This window comes from Pedobacter polysacchareus (genome assembly GCF_019802255.1).
Lineage (GTDB): Bacteria > Bacteroidota > Bacteroidia > Sphingobacteriales > Sphingobacteriaceae > Pedobacter > Pedobacter polysacchareus.
In genome coordinates this window covers 21641-42395 of sequence record NZ_JAHYSS010000002.1, presented here as the reverse complement: position 1 = coordinate 42395, position 20755 = coordinate 21641, and the positions used below count along the sequence as shown (strand labels likewise).

General features: G+C 40.1%; 19 protein-coding genes. 9 read left to right on the top strand and 10 right to left on the bottom strand.

What is annotated here, in order from left to right:
• Positions 1-128: 128 nt before the first annotated feature.
• The 5 genes from lepB to K7X70_RS04080 are packed head-to-tail and all read right to left on the bottom strand — an operon-like array spanning position 129 to position 4561.
• Positions 129-1325: a signal peptidase I gene (gene lepB, locus K7X70_RS04100; RefSeq protein ID WP_222535879.1), complete on the bottom strand. Its 1197-nt coding sequence runs from the start codon at positions 1323-1325 to the stop codon at positions 129-131.
• Positions 1326-1331: 6 nt separating this feature from the next.
• Positions 1332-2072, bottom strand: a complete 741-nt coding sequence (dapB, locus tag K7X70_RS04095) for a 4-hydroxy-tetrahydrodipicolinate reductase (RefSeq protein ID WP_222535878.1) — start codon at positions 2070-2072, stop codon at positions 1332-1334.
• Positions 2073-2119: 47 nt separating this feature from the next.
• A complete protein-coding gene (locus K7X70_RS04090; RefSeq protein ID WP_222535877.1) occupies positions 2120-2827 on the bottom strand; it encodes a DUF5683 domain-containing protein in 708 nt (235 codons plus the stop codon).
• Positions 2827-3747, bottom strand: coding sequence for a ParB/RepB/Spo0J family partition protein (locus K7X70_RS04085; RefSeq protein ID WP_222535876.1), 921 nt, complete (start codon positions 3745-3747; stop codon positions 2827-2829). Before K7X70_RS04085 ends, K7X70_RS04090 begins: the two co-directional genes overlap by 1 nt.
• Positions 3748-3757: 10 nt before the next feature.
• Positions 3758-4561, bottom strand: coding sequence for a ParA family protein (locus K7X70_RS04080; protein ID WP_062546947.1), 804 nt, complete (start codon positions 4559-4561; stop codon positions 3758-3760).
• Positions 4562-4745: 184 nt separating this feature from the next.
• Between K7X70_RS04080 and K7X70_RS04075 the strand changes: the two genes are divergently transcribed.
• Positions 4746-5267 (top strand): NADPH-dependent FMN reductase, encoded by a 522-nt coding sequence (locus tag K7X70_RS04075; protein WP_222535875.1) that lies wholly within the window; start codon positions 4746-4748, stop codon positions 5265-5267.
• Between the two features lie 16 nt (positions 5268-5283).
• Here K7X70_RS04075 and K7X70_RS04070 read toward each other — a convergent pair whose 3' ends face one another.
• Complete coding sequence (locus K7X70_RS04070; RefSeq protein WP_222535874.1) at positions 5284-5739, bottom strand: substrate-binding domain-containing protein; 456 nt, start codon at positions 5737-5739, stop codon at positions 5284-5286.
• Positions 5740-5784: 45 nt separating this feature from the next.
• Here K7X70_RS04070 and K7X70_RS04065 point away from each other — a divergent pair, with 45 nt between their 5' ends.
• Positions 5785-7416, top strand: a complete 1632-nt coding sequence (locus K7X70_RS04065) for an ABC transporter substrate-binding protein (protein ID WP_222535873.1) — start codon at positions 5785-5787, stop codon at positions 7414-7416.
• Positions 7417-7519: 103 nt separating this feature from the next.
• On the opposite strand, the gene K7X70_RS04060 is transcribed toward K7X70_RS04065, so the two are convergent.
• The 4 genes from K7X70_RS04060 to K7X70_RS04045 form a co-directional block, all read right to left on the bottom strand.
• Positions 7520-9973, bottom strand: coding sequence for a TonB-dependent receptor (locus tag K7X70_RS04060; RefSeq protein ID WP_255606903.1), 2454 nt, complete (start codon positions 9971-9973; stop codon positions 7520-7522).
• Between the two features lie 417 nt (positions 9974-10390).
• Complete coding sequence (gene leuS / locus K7X70_RS04055) at positions 10391-13198, bottom strand: leucine--tRNA ligase (RefSeq protein WP_222535872.1); 2808 nt, start codon at positions 13196-13198, stop codon at positions 10391-10393.
• 128 nt (positions 13199-13326) lie between these two features.
• Positions 13327-14598, bottom strand: coding sequence for a chloride channel protein (locus K7X70_RS04050; protein ID WP_222535871.1), 1272 nt, complete (start codon positions 14596-14598; stop codon positions 13327-13329).
• A 120-nt stretch (positions 14599-14718) separates the two neighbouring features.
• Positions 14719-15135, bottom strand: a complete 417-nt coding sequence (locus tag K7X70_RS04045; protein WP_222535870.1) for a lipocalin family protein — start codon at positions 15133-15135, stop codon at positions 14719-14721.
• Between the two features lie 340 nt (positions 15136-15475).
• Here K7X70_RS04045 and K7X70_RS04040 point away from each other — a divergent pair, with 340 nt between their 5' ends.
• The 7 genes from K7X70_RS04040 to K7X70_RS04010 all read left to right on the top strand — a co-directional run bounded on the left by K7X70_RS04040 (position 15476) and on the right by K7X70_RS04010 (position 20748).
• Positions 15476-16354: a cell division protein FtsX gene (locus K7X70_RS04040; protein WP_222535869.1), complete on the top strand. Its 879-nt coding sequence runs from the start codon at positions 15476-15478 to the stop codon at positions 16352-16354.
• The gene (locus K7X70_RS04035) at positions 16354-16578 is read left to right on the top strand and encodes a DUF3098 domain-containing protein (RefSeq protein ID WP_187667648.1); all 225 of its coding nucleotides are present in this window, start codon (positions 16354-16356) and stop codon (positions 16576-16578) included. The genes K7X70_RS04040 and K7X70_RS04035 overlap by 1 nt, the downstream gene beginning before the upstream one ends.
• Positions 16579-16587: 9 nt before the next feature.
• Positions 16588-17379, top strand: coding sequence for an undecaprenyl-diphosphate phosphatase (locus K7X70_RS04030; protein ID WP_062546938.1), 792 nt, complete (start codon positions 16588-16590; stop codon positions 17377-17379).
• A 210-nt stretch (positions 17380-17589) separates the two neighbouring features.
• Complete coding sequence (truB, locus tag K7X70_RS04025) at positions 17590-18342, top strand: tRNA pseudouridine(55) synthase TruB (protein ID WP_222535868.1); 753 nt, start codon at positions 17590-17592, stop codon at positions 18340-18342.
• A 6-nt stretch (positions 18343-18348) separates the two neighbouring features.
• Complete coding sequence (locus K7X70_RS04020) at positions 18349-19215, top strand: YitT family protein (RefSeq protein WP_222535867.1); 867 nt, start codon at positions 18349-18351, stop codon at positions 19213-19215.
• Positions 19216-19390: 175 nt separating this feature from the next.
• Positions 19391-20326 (top strand): bifunctional riboflavin kinase/FAD synthetase, encoded by a 936-nt coding sequence (locus tag K7X70_RS04015; protein WP_222535866.1) that lies wholly within the window; start codon positions 19391-19393, stop codon positions 20324-20326.
• Between the two features lie 59 nt (positions 20327-20385).
• Positions 20386-20748: a hypothetical protein gene (locus K7X70_RS04010; RefSeq protein WP_222535865.1), complete on the top strand. Its 363-nt coding sequence runs from the start codon at positions 20386-20388 to the stop codon at positions 20746-20748.
• Positions 20749-20755: the final 7 nt, after the last annotated feature.

Genomic DNA, 20755 nt, shown 5'->3' with positions numbered 1-20755 from the left:
TTGAATTGAAATCACATAAAGATTTAGCGATGAAGCGTATAGAGCCGGTGCTATTGGCTGGAAAATCGATTATAAACAAAAACGGCTGATGCAATGCATCAGCCGTCCATAAAAATAGCTTAGTAAAATTAGTTGATTCCTCTGAACAACCTATTCCATCTGATTTTACTGAAGAAAGATCCGTTGGTATCATAGCTCATCCAGATGAACAATGCTTTTCCTACGATATGATCTTCCGGCACAAAGCCCCAGTAGCGGGAATCCGCAGACCTATGGCGGTTATCCCCCATCATCCAATAGTAATCCATTTTGAAAGTATAGCTATCCGCAGCGACGCCATTGATCAACCATCCTTTACCAGATTTTTCTACTTTATTTCCTTCATAAATACGAATGCTTCTTTCGTAAAGCGGCATCGTTACACTGTCCAATTTAACCGTCCAGCCCCTTTTAGGGATAATAATTGGCCCGAAGTTATCGACATTCCAATCTCTGTTCTGGTCGAACGGAAAAATGTCCGGATCTCTTTTACCTGCTGGTTCAGTAATCTCCTTTACCGACTGTACAAAATCCAGTTTGCGCACTTTATCCATCATCTCAGCAGTACCTGTAAACTGGTAATTATTTTGACCGATCGCAGAAATTTCGTCAGAAACATTAAATCCAATATCTTCAAACACTTTGAAGTTCACATCGGAAGTTTTAAAAACTACTTCATAAGAAATCTGTCCAGTGTTTTTTAGTGGATCAGCCTTGCCATTCAGGTAAACCAAACCGCCTTTCATGCTGATGGTATCACCGGCAATACCGATACATCTTTTGATATAATTCTCTCTTTTATCTACTGGCCTGCTCACGATGGTAAACTGGCTGTTCACCTGTTTCCATCCTAAAGAACGTACCATCTGGTAGTAATCCTGATCCTGATATTCTACTGCAACCGTATCTCCCTGCGGGTAATTGAATACCACTACATCATTTCTTTTAATGTCAGAAAGACCTGGTAGCCTACGGAATTTCCATTGTACGCCATCCCAATACGCTTTAGTACCGGTAATTGGCATCGTATGGTGGGCAAAAGGAAAGGCAACAGGTGTCATCGGAATCCTTGCACCATAATTCACTTTACTCACAAATAAGAAATCGCCTACTAAAAGCGACCTTTCCATCGAGGCGGTAGGAATGGTATAGGCTTCAATGAAAAACACCCTGATGATGGTAGCTGCTATGACCGCAAATAAAATGGCATCAAACCATTCGCGGCTTTTAGTTTTTTTCTTACCTGGCTTGGCATCTTTATTCTTTTGCCAGAATTTCCAATTCATACTTTTTTATTTAAAATTAAATATATCGGCTATGTTATAAAAGCCTTGTTTATTTTGCAACCACTCCGCTGCAACTATAGCACCCAAAGCAAAACCAGCACGGTTGTGTGCGGTGTGTTTAATCTCAATATCGTCCACTTCAGAACTATACACTACGGTATGTGTTCCTGGAACATGTTCAATACGGTGTGACTCAATCAGCACCTGATCTTTTTTAATCACGTCCTCAAAAGGAGTTCCTACCAACTCATTTACCCATTCTTTCTTGCTGTCTAAGGCATCAATGATCCCCTCAGCAATTGTCATGGCGGTTCCGCTTGGTGAATCCAGCTTCTGAGTATGGTGAATCTCTTCTACCTGCACGTCATAGGCGGGGAAGTTATTCATTACTTTCGCTAAAACCTGATTGATATGGAAAAATATATTTACCCCAATACTGAAGTTTGACCCATACAGCAGCGTATTGTTACTGGCTAAACATTCATCTTTTACTTCCTGCAATTGTCCGTACCATCCTGTAGAACCTACAACAATAGGTACATTGGCTTCAAAACAACGGTAAATATTTCCTATTGTGGCAGCTGGAATACTAAAATCTATGGCTACATCTGCCTTAGATAAGTTAGCGGTGTTGAGGTCATCCAAATTGGATGAGCTGATTTTCAAAACCACCTCGTGGCCTCTTTCCAGAGCAAAACGTTCAATAATCTGACCCATTTTACCATAACCCAATAGTGCTATTTTCATTTTTTTTTGGTTCAATTAATAATTTATGCTGTAATCGTCCTGGTCAATTAAAAACGGACGGCTAATTTAATTCCTGGTACAGGCAGGTTTAACCCATTGATGCTATTGCTGCCGTACATGCTGCTGTTGTTTATCATAGTAGGAGCCAGCTTCACAGACACATCACCTACATCAAAATATTTTAATCGGGCATCTACATAGGCGTCCACGATATTTAAAAGATACAATCCTACAAAAGAGAACAGAATGACATCTTTATTTCTTCTATAAGTATCTTTTGCAGTCACCAGATTGGCGTCACTCACTGACGCGTAATTTGGATCTGCTTTTACATCCGGCTTCACAAGGCCCGGTGGAGGGGTTCCACCATTTGCTGCCACTGCCTGATTATAGGCTGCTATCTTTGCCCTCGTTTGTAATTCCGTAAGAAAGATGTGGTAACTATTGTTATTGTCAATATAAGAAAGGGTCAGTAAAGTTGCGCCAGTATAAATACCAGCTACTTTTAACCCACGATACACGTTTAAACCGCTTCTGATCTGCCCCAAACCTGGTAACATTGCAGAACGCAACATGGCCTGTCGACCGGCAATTTTGCCAGGATTTATATATTTAGGCTTTAAAGTATCTGTTTTACTTTTAACCGGAGCTGCCACTGCAGCGGTACTGTCTTTTTTTAGCGGTGTCACGTCCTGTGCCTTCACTGCAATCGCAGCAAAAAACAAGCATCCTGACAAAAGAAAAGCCTTTGACATTACCAATCTAATAATTCTAAAATTCTGCTCAGGTCGTCTTCCGACATAAAAGGAATTTCAATTGCACCTTTACCGTTCTCTCCCACTTTCAATTTCACTTTCGTTGAGAATTTTGTAGCGAGGTCTTTCTGCAATTTCTGGTATTCAAAAGATACGCCATTGGATTGTTTAGGACGCTTCGCATTCAGGTCTAAACTGTTGATCCCTCTCACCAATTCTTCCACTTTCCTTACAGAAAGGCCTTTATCCAGGATTTCGTGGTGGATGTAAAGTTGTTTTTCGACATCTTCCACATTGATCAATGCGCGGGCGTGACCCATAGATATTTTCTGATCTCTGATCGAGATTTGAATCGATGGAGGCAATTTCAGCAGCCTTAAGTAATTGGTTACCGTAGTCCGGTTTTTACCTACACGTTCGCCCAGCTGGTCTTGTTTTAAATTACATTCTTCCAGCATTCTTTGGAAAGACAATGCCACTTCAATTGCATTCAGGTTTTCACGTTGAATGTTCTCAATTAAAGCCATTTCCAGCATTTGCTGATCATTGGCATTGCGCACATAGGCAGGGATTTCCGTCAGGCCAGCCAGCTTCGATGCCCTTAACCTGCGTTCACCTGAAATCAGCTGGAAACGATTTCCTGCCTGCTTTCTTACGGTGATCGGCTGAATCAGACCCTGTACCTTAATCGACTCAGAAAGTTCAATTAAAGCAACCTGATCAAACTCCGTACGCGGCTGGTAAGGATTGGTATCAATATCAGAGATTTTGATGTGTCCAATAGCGCTGTTATTGCTATTTTCCTGCCTGTTTTCGCTTACAGGATTGACTCCGTTTTTCGGTAGGTTCACCGAATCGCTGTCATCTAAAAGCGCACTTAATCCTTTACCTAAACCTGTTTTTCGCTGAAAAGATGTCATTAAAATAGTTTTATATAATTGCTTTATTTACATCCTGCACTTCCGTTACCAATCCGTTTTTACGAACGATTTCGCGTGCCAGGTTCAAATAGTTGATCGCCCCTTTACAGTTGGCATCGTGCATGATCACAGATATACCGTAACTTGGCGCCTCACTCAGGCGTGTATTTCTTTGAATAATGGTTTCAAAAACTAAGTCCTGAAAATGCGTTCTCACTTCTTCTACCACCTGGTTTGAAAGGCGTAAACGCACGTCATACATCGTCAGTAAAATCCCTTCAATTTCCAACTCCGGATTCAGGCGGTTTTGAACGATCTTAATGGTGTTCAGTAACTTACCTAATCCTTCCAATGCAAAATATTCGCATTGCACCGGAATAATTACCGAATCCGCAGCAGTCAGCGCATTGATGGTAATTAAACCTAATGATGGAGAACAATCCACGATAATAAAATCGTATTGATCCTTTACCTTCTCCAGCACCGCTTTCATTTTATATTCCCTGTTATTGAGATTGATCATCTCTATTTCCGCTCCTACCAGGTCGATATGCGCCGGCAGCAGGTCCAAATTAGGGGTTTCTGTTTTTTGAATGGCATCCATCGGTTCGATATCATTAATGATACACTCATAGATGCTATTTTTAATACTTCTCGGATCAAAGCCGATACCTGAGGTTGAGTTAGCCTGTGGATCTGCGTCAACCAGTAAAGTTCTGTATTCCAGTACGGCTAAACTTGCGGCTAAGTTTATAGATGAAGTCGTTTTACCTACACCACCTTTTTGATTTGCCAATGCAATAATTTTACTCATTTATCTTTCTAATAATTACCAATTATTTACTGAAGGCTTATTGTTACCCGATTTAAATCTATAAAAAATGCTATTTTTGTATTGATTTAGGCACATTTTAACGATTAGCTAAGATACAAACAATTTGACACTTACTGCATAGCGCCAATATAGTGTTTTACACATCTTATTAACAATTTTTTACATGATCACCATCATCTCTGGAACCAATAGACCTGGAAGTAATACGCTGAAAGTATCAAAATATTATCAAAAAGTCCTGGCAGAAAAAGGATTAGAAACCCAGCTTTTCAGCTTGGAACAATTACCAGACAATTTGATCGCTTCCGACCTGTATGGAAAACGCAGTCCGGAGTTTGAACCCATCCAGGAAATGATGACCAGGACCAGTAAATTTTTGTTCGTCATCCCGGAATACAATGGGAGTTTCCCAGGCGTGCTAAAAACATTCATTGATGCCTGTCAGTTTCCAGACAGTTTCTACGATAAAAAAGCCGCTTTAGTAGGGCTGTCTTCTGGAAAATATGGGAATATCCGGGGCATTGATCATTTCGGCGGCGTTTGCAGCTACCTCCACCTAAATGTACTGCCATTAAGGATCCACATTTCCATTATCAAAACCGAGCTGAATGAGCTGGATGAGATTTTCAAGGAAGACACCTTAAAGTTCACCAACCAGCAAATGGATAAGTTTATTGCGTTTTAAATCGTTTTGAATCCGGTTATACACCGAAACTGCTCCAGCTTTTGCCTTCATTACCGAAAACAAAATAACCTGGGTATAACATTTCTGCAATGTCTTCCAGTAAGGCTACCCATTCTTCCGGAGTAGCAGCTGCTGCAGCCTGATCATCTAATAAATAAACCCTGTTGTATTCTACAGCAGGCCATTCTTTTTGAAGCAAAGAAGGAACCACACCCATCATTCCCAGCATACTTGCGCCTTGTTCCACATAGATGATCACCCTTGCCTGATTCATATCTGCCTGCAAAATGCCGCCAGCATCCTTAATTACGCCTTCCAGATCACAGTTTAAATGATTTTCGGTATCCAGACAGGCCACAGATACCTGCTCCATAAATTTTATTTTATGCTGGACAAGATCCACACGCTCCTGAAGCATTTCATTAAGCGCTTCATCTTCCACCTTATTTATAACCGCATTTAAAAAAGACATATTGTTTTATTTATTACTTTGTGCAAAATTAGTATTCCTACACCGATGCGTCGTATTATCAGCCATATTTTTTACGGATTATTACTGTTTGTCTTCACAGCATGCGGCAGAAAGGCCGAAGAGCAGGAAAAAAAAGTGTTCAATATCAATCTGGACCAAAACCTGACTTCCCTTGATCCTGCCTTTGCCCGCAACCAGAATGCATTATGGATGGTGAACCAGGTTTTCAATGGCCTGGTGCAGATCGACAGTGTGTTGAATACCGTACCCTGCATTGCAAAAAGCTGGGAAATTGCTGATGATGGTTTGAGCTATACTTTTCATTTGAGAGACGATGTCTATTTCCATGACGATCCTATATTTGCTGGAGGAAAAGGCAGAAAAGTAGTGGCAGATGATTTTGCCTATAGCTTTTACAGATTGATAGACCCTAAAGTGGCCTCTTCCGGAAGCTGGATTTTTAGCGATAAAGTAAAAGACCAGCATAGTTTCATCGCCCTCAACGACTCTACTTTTCAAATCAAACTGACCAAGCCCTTCCCTCCTTTTTTGAGTCTGCTGACCGCCCAATATGCCTCAGTAGTGCCCAAAGAAGTGGTAGAACATTACGGAAAAGACTTTCGGAACCATCCGATCGGCACCGGACCCTTTAAATTTAAATATTGGAAAGAAGATGAGATCCTGGTGCTCTTAAAAAATGAAAAGTACTGGGAAAAAGACAATGGTCACCAACTGCCTTATCTGGATGCTGTAAAAGTTACTTTTATCAGCGATAAGCAAAGCGCCTTCATGAATTTCATCAAAAAAGACCTTGATTTTTTTGATAAAGTGGATGGGAGCTATCGTGACGATATCCTCAGCAAAAGCGGAAATATGACGCGCAAATACAAAGGAAAGTTTCAAATGATCAAAAGTCCTTACCTCTGCACGGAGTACCTGGGATTCTTAGTAGACACTTCTAAAAGTATTTCAAAAAATTCTCCGGTAAAGTATTTAAAAGTAAGGCAGGCGATTAATTATGCGATCGACAAGCCCAAGCTGATCAAATACCTTAGAAACAGCATTGGCATTCCGGCTACCGCAGGTTTTATGCCACAAGGCATGCCTGGTTTTGACAGCACCGTGGTAAAAGGATACCATTATGAGCCTGAAAAAGCAGCCAGGTTATTGGCAGAAGCAGGCTTCCCGAATGGAAAAGGAATGCCGCCAATTACCCTGAGCACCTCTACCACTTATAAAGACCTGATGGAATTTATACAAGGTGAATTGGCAGCAATTGGCATTAAAGTAAAAGTGGATGCCAATCCAAATGCCAGTTTAAGGGATATGATGTCGAAGAATGCGGTTAACTTTTTCAGGGGCTCCTGGATTGCAGATTATGGCGATGCCGAGAATTACCTCGCAGTATTTTATTCCAAAAACAAGGTACCTGATGGCCCTAACTATACCGGATATTTCAATAAAGACTACGACAAATTATTCGAAAGCAGTTATTATGAAAGTGATCCACAGAAAAGGTTTAAACTTTATCAAAAGATGGACAGTATGGTGATGACTTATGCGAATATCGTTCCCATCCTCTATGATCAATCTTTGGTGATGCTGCAAAATAACATTAGCGGGTACCCTTCGAATCCTTTAAACCTGATGATTTTAAAGCGGGTAAAAAAACAATAAAAAAGACCTTTCCGCTTTTCAGGGAAAGGTCTTTTTATTTTAATCATCAGGTCTGCCGTCTTAACAGCAAAATCTTTTAAAAGAATTCCGGAACCGAACAGGCTTAGTTTTGAACTCCGCCCATTCCTCCTTGTTCTTCTTTTTTCACATCATCATTTTTCACTCCTTTTTTAGGTTGTGTGAATTTCAACTTACCGAATTTATAGCTGAAATTGATGCCAAAAGAACGCAATGGATAATGGATATTGGTAGATTGTTCGTAGTTAGCTCCTTTATTCACGGTATTGATCACTAAATCACGGCTGAAAGGGTTCAAGACATTTAGTCCGATGCTGGCTTGTTTCTTCATGATCTCCTTTTTCAGTGCCGCACCATAGAAATACATCGCATCTGTTTTACCCTGAAAAGTTCTTTTTGGAGAGTTGATTACTCCCCAGACTTCCGTATTCCAGCCACCAGGAAGCGCATAAGCGGAACGTCCAAAGACCGTATAATTTACAAATGTTCCGGTATTTATATTACTGGAAGAGTTGTTTACTTCATAGGTATTCAAGCCAAGATTGGTCATTAAAGTCCATTTTGGCTTAGGATTATAACTTGCAAAAACATTCACTCCATAAGACTGACTTTTTCCGATATTTAGATAAGTGGTTAAAAAACGCTGGCCTGTGGCCGATGTTCCATCGACTGGCAAAATGGCACTTTCAATCACATTTTCTGTGGTACGATAAAAAACAGAAGCATTGATCACCGATCCTTTGATGAATGTAGAGTAGCCCAATTCCATATTATGTGTCAATTCAGGATCTAATTCCGGATTACCACGTAAGGTATTGTATGGGTCACTTTTATTTTCAAATGGATTCAAATAAAATAAACTCGGACGTTGAATTCTTTTGTTATAACTTAATTTGATGGTACTTCCACCTTTTAAAGCTTGTGATAAAATCAAACTTGGAAAAAGGTTGGTATAGTCATTACTGAACTTGTCTTTATGACCAGAAACTGCACTAATATTGGTGTATTCCCCTCTTACCCCTGCTTTAGCAGTGATTTTCTTAGTCAGCTTAAAACCCAATACTGCATAAGCCGAAGCCACATTCTGATCGTAATCGAAATCCTGAAGCGACTCTCCATAGGTACTCAGGATGTTTCTAAAAATCCCTTTTACACCAGTTTCAAGAATTGTCGTTTTACTGAAGGGATACACGTAATCCGATTGTAAGGTATACTCATTGTTTTTTCCGGTATTTGATCCTGCGTCCACAATATCAGCAGGGATATATGCCGGATCACCATTCGCCGGGTAAAATAATTGGTCGAAAACAGTTCTATTGCTATATTCGCTGGTATTTCTTCCGGTGGTTAACTGAGCAGAAACACTGAACTCTTCTCCTTCTTTTTTACTGGTTTTCCTGTAATCGATATTCCAATCCAAATTATTGAATCCCATATCCATATCTCTAATATTCGTAGATGGGTAACCATTGGTTAAAATTGCGGAACTTCCTGGGCCACCATTAGAAAATCTGTTTATTTTAACAGTACTGCTGATGTTGTGGTAGTTATTAAAGTCGTAATCCAGGCCTGCACTTCCATTGTAGCCTATACGTGACCATTTTGAAAAGCCATCCTGAGACACTGTACTCAAGCTCCCGTCAGGTCTTGTGGAACTATTTAAAGACCGTACCAGTGAGTTTTGAGGATAAGCATGGTTTACACCAAGACTTGTATTGAGCGATAAACGTCCGGTTTTTGCATTCAGGTTGAAGGCCCCATTGTTGGAACGGGTACCTACTGAAGCATTCACACTTCCACTGGTCCCTTCCGCGGATTTCTTTTTCGTGATGATATTGACAATTCCGCCAGAACCTTCCGCATCATATTTTGCCGATGGGCTGGTGATCACTTCTACACTTTTAATCTGCTCTGCAGGAATCATTTTTAAAGCATCAGCTACACTGTTTGCCATCGTTCCTGATGGTTTTCCATTGATCAGCACGCGCACCGCACTTCCTCTCATTTGAAGGTTTCCGTTAACGTCTACCGATAACATAGGTACTTTACGCATCACATCGGTTGCATCTCCACCAGCATTGCTAATGTCCTGCTCTGCATTGTAAACAATTTTATCTACTTTGTTTTCAATCAATGACTGCTGACCGGTGATGGCTACTTCTTTCAGGTTGCTGGCTGTTGGACTCAGGTAAATTGTTCCCACATTTAAATCCGGTTTTTCCGGGGTGGTTTTAACGGGTATAATTTTTGTTTTATAGCCCATAAATCCGATAGACAATTTATATTCTTCCGGACTGATATTGGACATGGTTAGTTTCCCACGCTCATCGGTTACCGCTCCGTTAACGGATTTATTGTCTTTGTTTTTAATTAAAGAAATGGTGGCATAGTCGATCGGCTTTTTAGTTAGAGAGTCCAGTATTAAGGCGGTGATCCTTCCCGTAACCATTTTTTTTGCAGTTCCCCCGCCCATTGGAAACTGAGCATTTGCCCCAATTGTAAGTGCCAGACCAAAAAATAAGAGTATTAGTTTTTTCATTTTAGATGTTAATTTTGAAGCTTGCAGATCAATCAGTTCACCACTCGCTTTCCGGTTTGTTAATTAGTCTACCGAAGGTATCTATTGTTACAATGTAGGACTAGAGATTTTAGATTTCTAGCAATTATTTTACGGTGAATCGCATTTTTTGACCGGTGAAAAGAATCCAAAAAAAAATCCGAAAGAAAAAAGGAAAAGGAAACCTAAAAGTCGACTAATATACTTTTATCTTTTCAGGGTATTTAGAGGGGTGTTGCAGGGGGCTGGTAGGGCCTTGTAGGGCCCAATGCTCTAGTAAGACCGACGCTCGGCTTTGCTAAAACTTTATAGAAGCCCTGGTAAATATAAACACTATTATAACAGAAAGGCGCTGAACATAATGCCCAGCGCCTTTTTATTCAAAATAGGATCATTTGATTAGATCACAAGGTTCACAATACGTCCTTTCACAATAATCACCTTTTTAGGGGTTTTACCTTCCAGGTATTTTTGCACCTGCTCATCCGCCAATACAATCTCTTCGATCTCTTTAGCTTCTAAAGTCAGACTTAGATTAAGGTTCAACCTAGTTTTCCCATTTACGGATACCGGATAAGAGAACTCATCTTCTACCATATATGCAGGATTGAATTCCGGATATTTTGCATAAGATAAACTTCCTGCATCATGGCCTAGATTTGCCCAAAGTTCTTCACAGATATGCGGTGCATATGGAGAAAGTACCACCACCAGATCTTCTAATACCTGACGGTTTTTACATTTCAGCTCAGTCAGCTCATTCACAGCAATCATAAAGCTGGAAACAGAAGTATTGAACGAGAAACGTTCCACATCATCCTGTACTTTTTTAATGATTTTATGCAATGCTTTTAATTCTGCTTTTGCAGGAACTGAATCACTTACATTGAACACCCATGCATCATTGTGGAATAATCTCCAGAATTTACGAAGGAATTTAAATACGCCTTCAATCCCATTGGTATTCCATGGTTTGCTCTGCTCCAATGGTCCTAAAAACATTTCGTACATTCTCAACGTATCAGCACCATAACTGGCGATCAATACATCAGGATTTACAACATTGAATTTAGATTTAGACATTTTCTCTACTTCTACACCACAGATGTATTTTCCATTTTCCAGGATAAATTCTGCATCAGCAAATTCAGGTCTGAACAATTTAAAAGCAGGAATATTTAAAATTTCATTTTCTACGATGTTTACATCAACATGCAGCGGCGTAGTTTTATAGTCTTTTCTTAGTCCGTAAGAAACCAAAGTGTTCGTTCCTTTTCCTTCTTCATCTACCACACGGTATACGAAGTTAGATCTTCCCTGAATCATCCCCTGGTTGATCAGTTTCTTGAAAGGCTCTTCCGCTTTTACGTGTCCAAGATCTTTCAGGAACTTATTCCAGAAACGACTGTATAACAAGTGTCCGGTAGCATGTTCTGCACCACCAATATATAAATCTACATCTTTCCAATATTCAATGGCTTCTTCCGAAGCAAAAGCAGATTTATTATTAGCGTCCATGTAGCGGTACCAGTACCAGCTGGAACCTGCCCAACCTGGCATAGTACTCAGTTCATATTCGTATTGGTCATCGTAGCTCCAGTTTTCAGCTCTTCCCAATGGTGGTTCGCCGCTTTCTGTAGGTAAATATTTATCGATTTCAGGAAGCAATAAAGGTAATTCTTCTTCCTTGATCAGGTATGGCAATCCATTTTTAAAGTATACTGGAATTGGCTCTCCCCAATAGCGCTGGCGACCAAAGATTGCATCACGCATGCGGTAATTAATTTTCGCTTTTCCTACGCCTTCCGCTTCTAACCAGTTGTTCAAGGTTTCTGTCGCCTCCGCATAAGTCATTCCGTTGATGAAACCAGAGTTGATGTATTTACCTTCTTTGGTTGAATCTGCTTGTGTTTCGATGTCTTTCTGACTATCTAAGATCTGCACAATCGGCAAATTGAAATGGGTTGCAAATAGCCAGTCGCGCTGATCACCGCTAGGTACGCCCATTACGGCACCCGTTCCATATCCTGCCAATACGTAATCAGCGATCCACAATTGCACGCGTTCGCCGCTTACCGGATTGATCACATACGAACCTGTAAATGCACCAGAAACAGTTTTTACATCAGACATACGGTCTAGCTCAGACTTTTTCTTCGTTTGAGCGATGTAGTTATTTACACCATCCAGTTGTTCTGGCTTAGTCAAGGCAGTCACCAATTCATGTTCTGGCGCTAGTACCAGGTAAGAAACTCCAAAAATTGTATCTACACGAGTAGTGAAAACTTCAATATAATCCTGGGTTAGTCCAGTTAGGTCTGCTGCGCCTTCGATTTTAAAGCGAACGCTTGCGCCCACACTTTTTCCAATCCAGTTGCGCTGCATTTCTTTAACCGGTTCAGGCCAGTCGATGGTGTTTAAGCCTTGCAGCAATCGCTCTGCATACGCAGAAATACGCATACTCCACTGCATCATTTTCTTTTGCTCTACCGGATGGCCACCACGTTCTGAGTAACCACCAATCACCTCATCATTTGCCAATACTGTTCCCAATGCCGGGCACCAGTTTACCGTACTTTCTCTAAGATAAGTTAAGCGGTACTTTAACAGTTCTTCCTGTTTTTCTTCTGGGGTCATTGTGGCCCAGTCGCTAGGCAGGAACGATTTTGTATCTTCATCGCAAACTGCTTTTACATCAGCGCTGCCCGAAGCATTAAATTTTTCTATTAAGCTGGTGATGTCTTCCGCGCGGTCAGTTTCCTTGTTATACCAGGAATTGAACAGCTGCATAAAGATCCACTGTGTCCATTTATAATATTCAGGGTCACTGGTACGTACTTCTTTACTCCAATCAAAAGAGAAACCGATCTGATCTAATTGTCTTCTGTAAGTATTGATATTGGTTTCCGTAGTTAATGCCGGATGCTGACCGGTTTGAATCGCATATTGTTCTGCCGGCAAACCAAAAGAATCATATCCCATCGGATGCAATACATTGTATCCTTTTAACCTTTTATATCTGGTAAATATATCGGAGGCAATATAACCGAGCGGGTGACCCACATGTAAGCCTGCTCCCGAAGGGTAAGGAAACATATCCAGTACGTAAAACTTAGGTTTCGCAGACTGATCTTCTGCTTTAAACGTTTGATTTTTAGCCCAAAACTCTTGCCACTTTTGTTCTATTTCTTTAAATTGATAATCCATTACAGCTTTGCCTTATATCCTTATATATAGCGCGAAAATAAGGAAATAAAGGTTGGATTAGAAACGCTTTCTAAAATAGGTCGTTTAGGGGCTTCGTTTTGAAGGATTTCCTGGCGGGATTGCCCTTATTAAATTCCAAGCCTGCCAAAAAGTAAATGTTTAGGGCTTTTATTTTCAGGCGCATTGTAGATGCTATGGTGTCCAGAGGCGAGGAAAGCAATCACACAGGCAATGGCAACGTACCATCCACAGGAAATACCAAACAATTCGAAAGCCATGATACAGCAGGCAATTGGCGTTTTAGCAGCTCCGGCAAATACGGCTACAAAGCCCATTCCGGCAAGCAGAGCAACTGGCAAAGGTAGAAAAACAGAAAGCGCGCTGCCAAGTGTGGCACCAATGAAAAACAATGGGGTCACCTCTCCGCCTTTAAATCCGGCGGCAAGTGTGATGGCGGTGAGTAAGATTTTCAAGGCAAAGTCGGCTGGTTGCGAAGCTTGTTGAAAAGCACCTACAATAACCGGAATTCCTAATCCGATGTATTTATGAGTACCGAGCAGCAGCACCATTCCAAGCACAATAAAACCGCCAATGACGGGACGAATTGCCGGATATTTTATTTTTTTAAAAATGGAGGAGAGTAAATCGGTGATCCTGACAAAGGAAACTGCAGCAATGCTGAAGGCAAGGCCGGCCACCATGCTATAAAGCACACCCATCATGGATATTCTGGGCACAAGGTTGATGTGATAATGGGTATGTCCTACGCCCCATAATCCGGTGACATAGGCGCCAATAAATGCGGCTGCAATTGCAGGGAATATAGATTTCTGAGGAATTTTCCCCATCAGTAACACTTCAATTCCAAATACAGCACCTGCCCATGGCGTACCAAAAACGGAGGCAAAACCGGCACTTAATCCAGCAATCAGCAGGATTTTCCGGTCGGAAGGACTGAGTTTAAAAGGCTCGTGTAATTGATCAGCGGTTGCGGCAGCCATTTGTAAAGCCGTTCCTTCCCTTCCTGCAGAACCACCAAACAAATGGGTGATGATGGTGCCAAATAACACTAAGGGTGTCATTTTAAATGGGATCACATCTTTAGGATTGTGGATCGTATCAAAAACAAGGTTGTTTCCTCTTTCTACCCCCTTTCCTTTATGATAATAAATGAAGCCGATAAAAAAACCAGCTAATGGCAGCAGATAGACCATCTGAGGATGACTGTTTCTAAAATCTGTTGCTAAATTTAAAAGGCTAAGGAACAAGGCGGACAGTGTTCCCGCAGCAGCACCCACCAAAATGCAGATGATGGTCCATTTTAACAGGTAACAAAAAATGGTATTCTGGTTAAGAAATCTGGGTAAGTCGCCTAAAAAGTTGCCGTTGTTTTCCGTCATATACCAGCCTTGAGGTTTTCAGATTGGAAGGCTTCAGGCAAATATAAAAAAAGCTGCCCATATTGTTTTTGAAAACAAAAGGGCAGCGTTTAGCGAATAGGGATGCTATTGTCTTTAATTTTATCTGCTCAAGTAGTATTTTCTAACTTCTTTAGGGCTGGAACCCTCCACTGTGGCTGTGAATTCAAACTTATTGTCGGTAATGGTGTTGACTGCACTTTTGAGTATTTTTCCGGATAAAGACAGGGTCAGGTCGCCATTTGCCAGAGTAGCATAAGTTCCAAGTGTCCGCTGCGCCCCGATACTCACTTCTACCTGGTCATTATCGTCAGTACGGAATTCAAAAAAATCGGTTGGGATGCCGGTATAGGTCGTCATTGCTGTTCCTTCAATTGTTGTTTCTACTTTGGCGACCTGCCATTTGCCTTCTATTTTCTTTTTTAATGGCCTGTCTGCTCCCGTTTCCTTTTTACATCCCGTGGCGATCCCTGCCATGAAAAATAGCAGTATTGCAGCATAAGTAAGTTGTTTCTTCATAGGTGGTTTTGTTGTTTTCAAATGATTTTACTAAATAGGTTGGATTAATTTTTATTGGTTTTCAGATTTAATCCCGAACACAATATGTTGTTCATTATTGGGCTCCAATCTGATCGACAACACGAAAATAACGCTAAAAACTCCCTTTTGGTACAAAAATGTTACACAAGATTTGCGTAGACTGGGCTTTCTTTCTAAAATTGGAAGGATATAACCAAGTGTTCTAAACTATTTTAAGCGATCAGACGTTGTAGTTTTAAAGATTAAAAAGGGATAAAGGCTATAATTTTAAATTAGTTGCTTATATTTTTTTATTTTCGCACAACATAAAAACACATACATGGAAGAATTTGAAGATAGCGATGCTTCTAAGAAGACAAAAACCATTTATATTTCTACGATTTTCAGTATAGCTTTGGTGCTATTGATGCTGGGTATGTTGGGTTTGATTTTAGTACATGCAAAAAATCTTTCCAACTACGTTAAAGAGAATATCGTATTGAACATCATTGTGGATGAAGGCGCAAAAGAAGCGGATGTTTTAGCTTTTCAAAAGGAGTTGAATGCCAATCCAGCGATCAAAAACACACAATATGTGAATAAAGAGATGGCGGCAAAAAATCTGACCACCGATCTGGGCGAAGATTTCGTAAACTTTTTAGGGTATAACCCATTACTTTCCACTGTGGATGTTTACTTGAAAGCAGATTATGCGAATAATAAAAGTATTGAGGCACTAAAAGCAAGCATTGCAAAAAATCCGGTGGTTAAAGAGGTGATTTATCAAAGCTCTTTAATTGATATGGTCAATAAGAACATCAATACGATTGGTTTGATTATCCTTGCTTTTGCAGCAATTCTATTGGTGATTTCCATTGCTTTAATTAACAACACCATCCGTCTGGCCATTTATTCGCAGCGCTTTTTAATAAAAAGCATGCAATTGGTTGGTGCTACCAGAAACTTTATCCGCAAGCCTTTCATTTTATTGGCCGCATTACATGGTTTAATCGCTGCATTTATTGCGATTTTAATTCTGTTGGGTATTTTATATTATGCACAAAGAGAGATTCCTGAAATCATTATTCTAAGAAATTATACAGAATTTGGTATTGTATTGCTGAGCTTAGTAGGCATTGGTATCTTTATTACCGCCATCAGCACTGCGTTTGCAGTCAGCAAATATTTACGTTTAAAAATTTACGACCTTTATAACTAATGACAGAGAAAAAAACAGCTCCTGTAAATCAGGAAAGCAAATCTGAACTTGTTTTTACAAAAAAGAACTATCAATTGCTGTTGATCAGCATCGCAATTGTAGTATTGGGCTTTATCTTAATGATGGGGACCACTGATATTTACGACTTCAGAAAAACCACTTTAGCACCAATGACGGTGTTATTTGGATTTGCTTTCGGAGTTTATGCCATTCTAAAAAAATAACCTGCCTCTATGAACTATTTACAGGCCCTTATCCTCGCTATTATAGAGGGGTTAACGGAGTTTTTGCCAGTTTCTTCTACCGGCCACATGGTGATTGCCAGTGCCGTAATGGGAATTGGAAATGATGAATTTGTAAAACTATTTGAAGTTGCCATACAACTGGGCGCAATTCTAGCTGTTGTAGTGCTGTATTGGAAGAAGTTTTTTGACTTCAGCAAATGGCAATTTTATGTGAAACTCCTGATCGCCGTCATTCCTGCGTTGGGATTTGGCTATTTACTGAACGATTTTATTGATGATAAACTGGGAAGCCCGATCTTTATTGCGGTAATCTTGTTGTTAGGTGGTATTGTGCTGCTCTTCATCGACAAAGTATTTAAAAATCCAGAGATTGATCATGAAGCCGACATCACCAACATGTCTGCCTTTAAAATTGGCTGTTTCCAGGTATTGGCAGTCGTATTTCCAGGTTTAAGCAGAAGTGCAGCTACCATTATCGGTGGTATGCAGCAGAAATTAACCAGACATGCAGCCGCAGAATTCTCCTTCTTTTTAGCCGTTCCAACGATGTGCGCAGCAACAGGTTATAAGCTTTTAAAAGGTGCTCATTTGTTAAATGGAGATAACATCAAGCTTTTGCTTTTTGGTAACGTGATTGCTTTTATTGTAGCGATTATTGCGATAAAATCATTTATTGGATTTTTATCGAAACATGGGTTCAGAGTTTTTGGTTATTATAGAATTATTATTGGGGTGGTTATTCTCGCGCTTTATTTCTCGGGAATTGACCTGGCGATTTAATGAGCGTTAAAACTGGCTAGATCCATACTTGATTGAAAAAAATCTGCCTGTTGCAAAAAAGGCTGCTTGGTAGGTTTCTCATTTGATAACTTTGACCAAGCGACAAGCGAGTTTGACAAACAGGTTGCCTACTGGGTTGCTCAATTGAAAACCCTGATCAACCAAAAAAATATTACAAAGAAAACGTATTAAAAAATAGCGTGTATTGCAATGACAGAGAGTGAAAATAACTTAAATACGAAGACCTTTCCAGACTTTAATTTTGCTGAAGGTGAATTGTTACTCATCAACAAGCCTTATCAGTGGACCAGCTTTGATGTAGTTGGAAAAATTAGAAACTCGCTAAAACCTTTAAAGGTGAAGGTGGGTCATGCGGGTACATTGGATCCTCTGGCTACAGGATTACTAATCCTTTGCACCGGAAAATTAACCAAGCAAATTGATACATTTCAAGCGGAAGATAAAGAATATACAGGAACAATGATCCTGGGGGCTTCTACTCCTTCTTTCGATATGGAGACTGTAGTGGATCAGGAATATCCTATGGACGAAATCACTGAGGAGGCGATCTATGCTGCTACTGCACCTTTCACAGGCGATATTCAGCAATACCCACCGGCGCATTCTGCCGTAAAAGTAAATGGTGAACGCTTATACGTAAAAGCACGTCGTGGTGAAGAAACAGAACTTCGTTTGCGTTTTGTGACGGTTTCTGAATTTGAAATCACACGTATTGCGCTTCCGGAAGTTGACTTCAGGATTGTTTGCAGTAAGGGAACCTATATCAGGTCGTTGATCTCTGATTTTGGAAAACATTTAAACAATGGTGCTTACCTATCTGCCTTAACACGTACACGAAGCGGAAATTTCTCTTTAGAGAATGCTTATGAAGTGGCAGATTTAGTGGCTCACCTACGTAGTAAAAAAGAATTACCGGTCGCTCCAGCAGCGCCACAAATCTAATATGTGATGCAAAGCCACTTTAAAAGTAAAAACGCAAGATCACTAAAAGACTTCTTACTGATTACTTGTGGCGTAGTGTCTGCCTGTTTTGGTTTGAAAAGCTTTTTGATACCTAATCATTTCATTGATGGTGGGGTTACAGGTATTTCTCTTTTGATCAGTACACTGACCGGCTGGAAACTCTCCTACCTCATCATACTGATCAATATTCCTTTTATTCTTCTCGGTTATAAGCAAATCGGGAAAGCATTTGCCCTAAAAACTGCCCTGGCAATTACAGCACTGGCGGTTTTCCTGGTGGTACTCCCTTTTCAGCCGGTTACCCATGTTCCATTACTGATCGCCTTTTTTGGGGGATTCTTTCTTGGAGGAGGAATTGGAATGGCCATGCGAGGTGGCTGCGTGATTGATGGAACAGAAGTATTGGCCTTGTACATCAGTAGAAATAGCATGCTCACCGTAGGAAATATCATCCTGATATTAAACATCATTATATTTTCTTTTGCCGCGATATTCCTAGGTATGGAAACGGCCATGTATGCGATTTTAACGTATCTATCGGCCACCAATACCATTGATTTTGTAGTGAACGGCCTGGAACAATATACGGGCGTTACGATCATTTCTGATAAGAGTGATGAGATTAAAGAATACATTATTGAAACTATGAAACGCGGCGTTACCATTTATAAAGGGGAAGGCGGTTACGGCGTAAAGAAAGACATAGACATTTTATATACCGTACTGACCAAGCTGGAAATGGGAAAACTGCAAACAGAAATCAGGAACATTGATCCGGATGCTTTTGTAGTCCAGCAGCAGATTGCAGACATTAAAGGTGGAGTAGTGTTGAAACGCCAGTCTTTACATTAACTAATTTGAGGCCGTATTCACAATAGATAATCACAGCATACTCGCTAAGGCATATGCAAAAAAGATGAAGCTCCTTTATAAAAAATAAGACCAAAGTAATCGTAAAGAACAACACATAGTAAACCAGAACCATCAATTAAACCTGCAGCAAAAACAACATTCATAAAACAAGCTGATGAAAACATATCACCATCTTTCTGAGTTTAAAAAATTAGACAACGCCGTTGCCACAATAGGAACTTTCGACGGGGTACATTATGGACATCAGAAAATCATCAAAAGACTTTGTGAACTAGCAAAATCTACTGGTGGCGAGAGTGTAATCCTGACCTTTTTTCCACATCCAAGAATGATCATCGATCCTGAAAACCAGGATTTGAAACTGATCAACACGATCGCGGAGAAAATAAAGATCCTTTCTGAATTAGGCGTTGATCATTTGATCATCACTCCTTTTACCAGAGACTTTTCTAACCTTAGTCCAGCAGAATACATTAAAAACATTTTAGTGGATACCATAGGCATTAAACAGCTGATTGTAGGTTACGACCATCGCTTTGGGAAGGACCGTAAAGGGGGATTGCAGGAACTTGAAATGTTATCCAAACAATTCGACTATAAAATTGAAGAGATCGCGGAACAAGATGTGGATGATGTAGGAGTAAGCTCTACGAAAATCAGAAAAGCATTGCTGAATGGTGAGGTGGCCTTGGCTGCAAATTATTTAGGTTATAATTTTTCTATCCATGGCCGCGTAATTAAAGGCGATAAAATCGGTAGGACGATTGGTTTTCCAACAGCAAACATCTTCCTCGAAGAGACTTATAAACTGATCCCTTCAGACGGGATTTATGCCGTAACTATTGATATGGGCAATGAATCTTATAAAGGAATGGCCTATATCGGGCAGCGGCCAACCATTAACGGCATGACCAGAAATATTGAAGTCAACATTTTTGATTTCAATAAAGAGATCTACGGTCAATATATCACGATGACTTTCCTGGAGTTTTTACGTCATGATGTGAAATTTACAGGATTAGAGACGCTTAAAATTCAGCTTCATCAGGATAAATTAGACACTTTGGCTTATTTCGAGAAAATGAAGTAATCCACATTTAAAAGCCTTTTTACTCTTAAAAAAGGCTTTTTTTTGCTATATTTACGGCAATGAGGTTTTTATTATCTGCTATATTTTTATTTTTCAGCCAGGTAATTTCCTTGCAAACCGCACAAGGAAAAGGTGTCGATCAGGTGAGCCCTTATGTGAGCAAATCCAATTTCAGCACCAAGAAACACTATTTCAATCCACTTTCTAAAGCACGTACTTCTTTAAAGAAGGTCTTTTTTGAGGACATTTCCTATATCAGTCATCCGACACAAAAACAATCCTACACGCCTTGGTTCTTTCTAAGGAATTCGGATAAAACTATTTATATTCCACTGGTCATTACCAGAACGTATCACGTATTTCAGAATTTTGGATATGCATATATTTTCAATTTTCTATATCCTAAACATGTTTTTTGGTAGCTAAATA

Bases quoted from the DNA above. Each gene is read 5' to 3' on its own strand.
- lepB (WP_222535879.1), bottom strand. From the start codon at position 1,325: ATGAATTGGAAATTCTGGCAAAAGAATAAAGATGCCAAGCCAGGTAAG.
- dapB (WP_222535878.1), bottom strand. From the start codon at position 2,072: ATGAAAATAGCACTATTGGGTTATGGTAAAATGGGTCAGATTATTGAA.
- K7X70_RS04090 (WP_222535877.1), bottom strand. From the start codon at position 2,827: ATGTCAAAGGCTTTTCTTTTGTCAGGATGCTTGTTTTTTGCTGCGATT.
- K7X70_RS04085 (WP_222535876.1), bottom strand. From the start codon at position 3,747: ATGACATCTTTTCAGCGAAAAACAGGTTTAGGTAAAGGATTAAGTGCG.
- K7X70_RS04080 (WP_062546947.1), bottom strand. From the start codon at position 4,561: ATGAGTAAAATTATTGCATTGGCAAATCAAAAAGGTGGTGTAGGTAAA.
- K7X70_RS04075 (WP_222535875.1), top strand. From the start codon at position 4,746: ATGATCACCATCATCTCTGGAACCAATAGACCTGGAAGTAATACGCTG.
- K7X70_RS04070 (WP_222535874.1), bottom strand. From the start codon at position 5,739: ATGTCTTTTTTAAATGCGGTTATAAATAAGGTGGAAGATGAAGCGCTT.
- K7X70_RS04065 (WP_222535873.1), top strand. From the start codon at position 5,785: ATGCGTCGTATTATCAGCCATATTTTTTACGGATTATTACTGTTTGTC.
- K7X70_RS04060 (WP_255606903.1), bottom strand. From the start codon at position 9,973: ATGAAAAAACTAATACTCTTATTTTTTGGTCTGGCACTTACAATTGGG.
- leuS (WP_222535872.1), bottom strand. From the start codon at position 13,198: ATGGATTATCAATTTAAAGAAATAGAACAAAAGTGGCAAGAGTTTTGG.
- K7X70_RS04050 (WP_222535871.1), bottom strand. From the start codon at position 14,598: ATGACGGAAAACAACGGCAACTTTTTAGGCGACTTACCCAGATTTCTT.
- K7X70_RS04045 (WP_222535870.1), bottom strand. From the start codon at position 15,135: ATGAAGAAACAACTTACTTATGCTGCAATACTGCTATTTTTCATGGCA.
- K7X70_RS04040 (WP_222535869.1), top strand. From the start codon at position 15,476: ATGGAAGAATTTGAAGATAGCGATGCTTCTAAGAAGACAAAAACCATT.
- K7X70_RS04035 (WP_187667648.1), top strand. From the start codon at position 16,354: ATGACAGAGAAAAAAACAGCTCCTGTAAATCAGGAAAGCAAATCTGAA.
- K7X70_RS04030 (WP_062546938.1), top strand. From the start codon at position 16,588: ATGAACTATTTACAGGCCCTTATCCTCGCTATTATAGAGGGGTTAACG.
- truB (WP_222535868.1), top strand. From the start codon at position 17,590: ATGACAGAGAGTGAAAATAACTTAAATACGAAGACCTTTCCAGACTTT.
- K7X70_RS04020 (WP_222535867.1), top strand. From the start codon at position 18,349: ATGCAAAGCCACTTTAAAAGTAAAAACGCAAGATCACTAAAAGACTTC.
- K7X70_RS04015 (WP_222535866.1), top strand. From the start codon at position 19,391: ATGAAAACATATCACCATCTTTCTGAGTTTAAAAAATTAGACAACGCC.
- K7X70_RS04010 (WP_222535865.1), top strand. From the start codon at position 20,386: ATGAGGTTTTTATTATCTGCTATATTTTTATTTTTCAGCCAGGTAATT.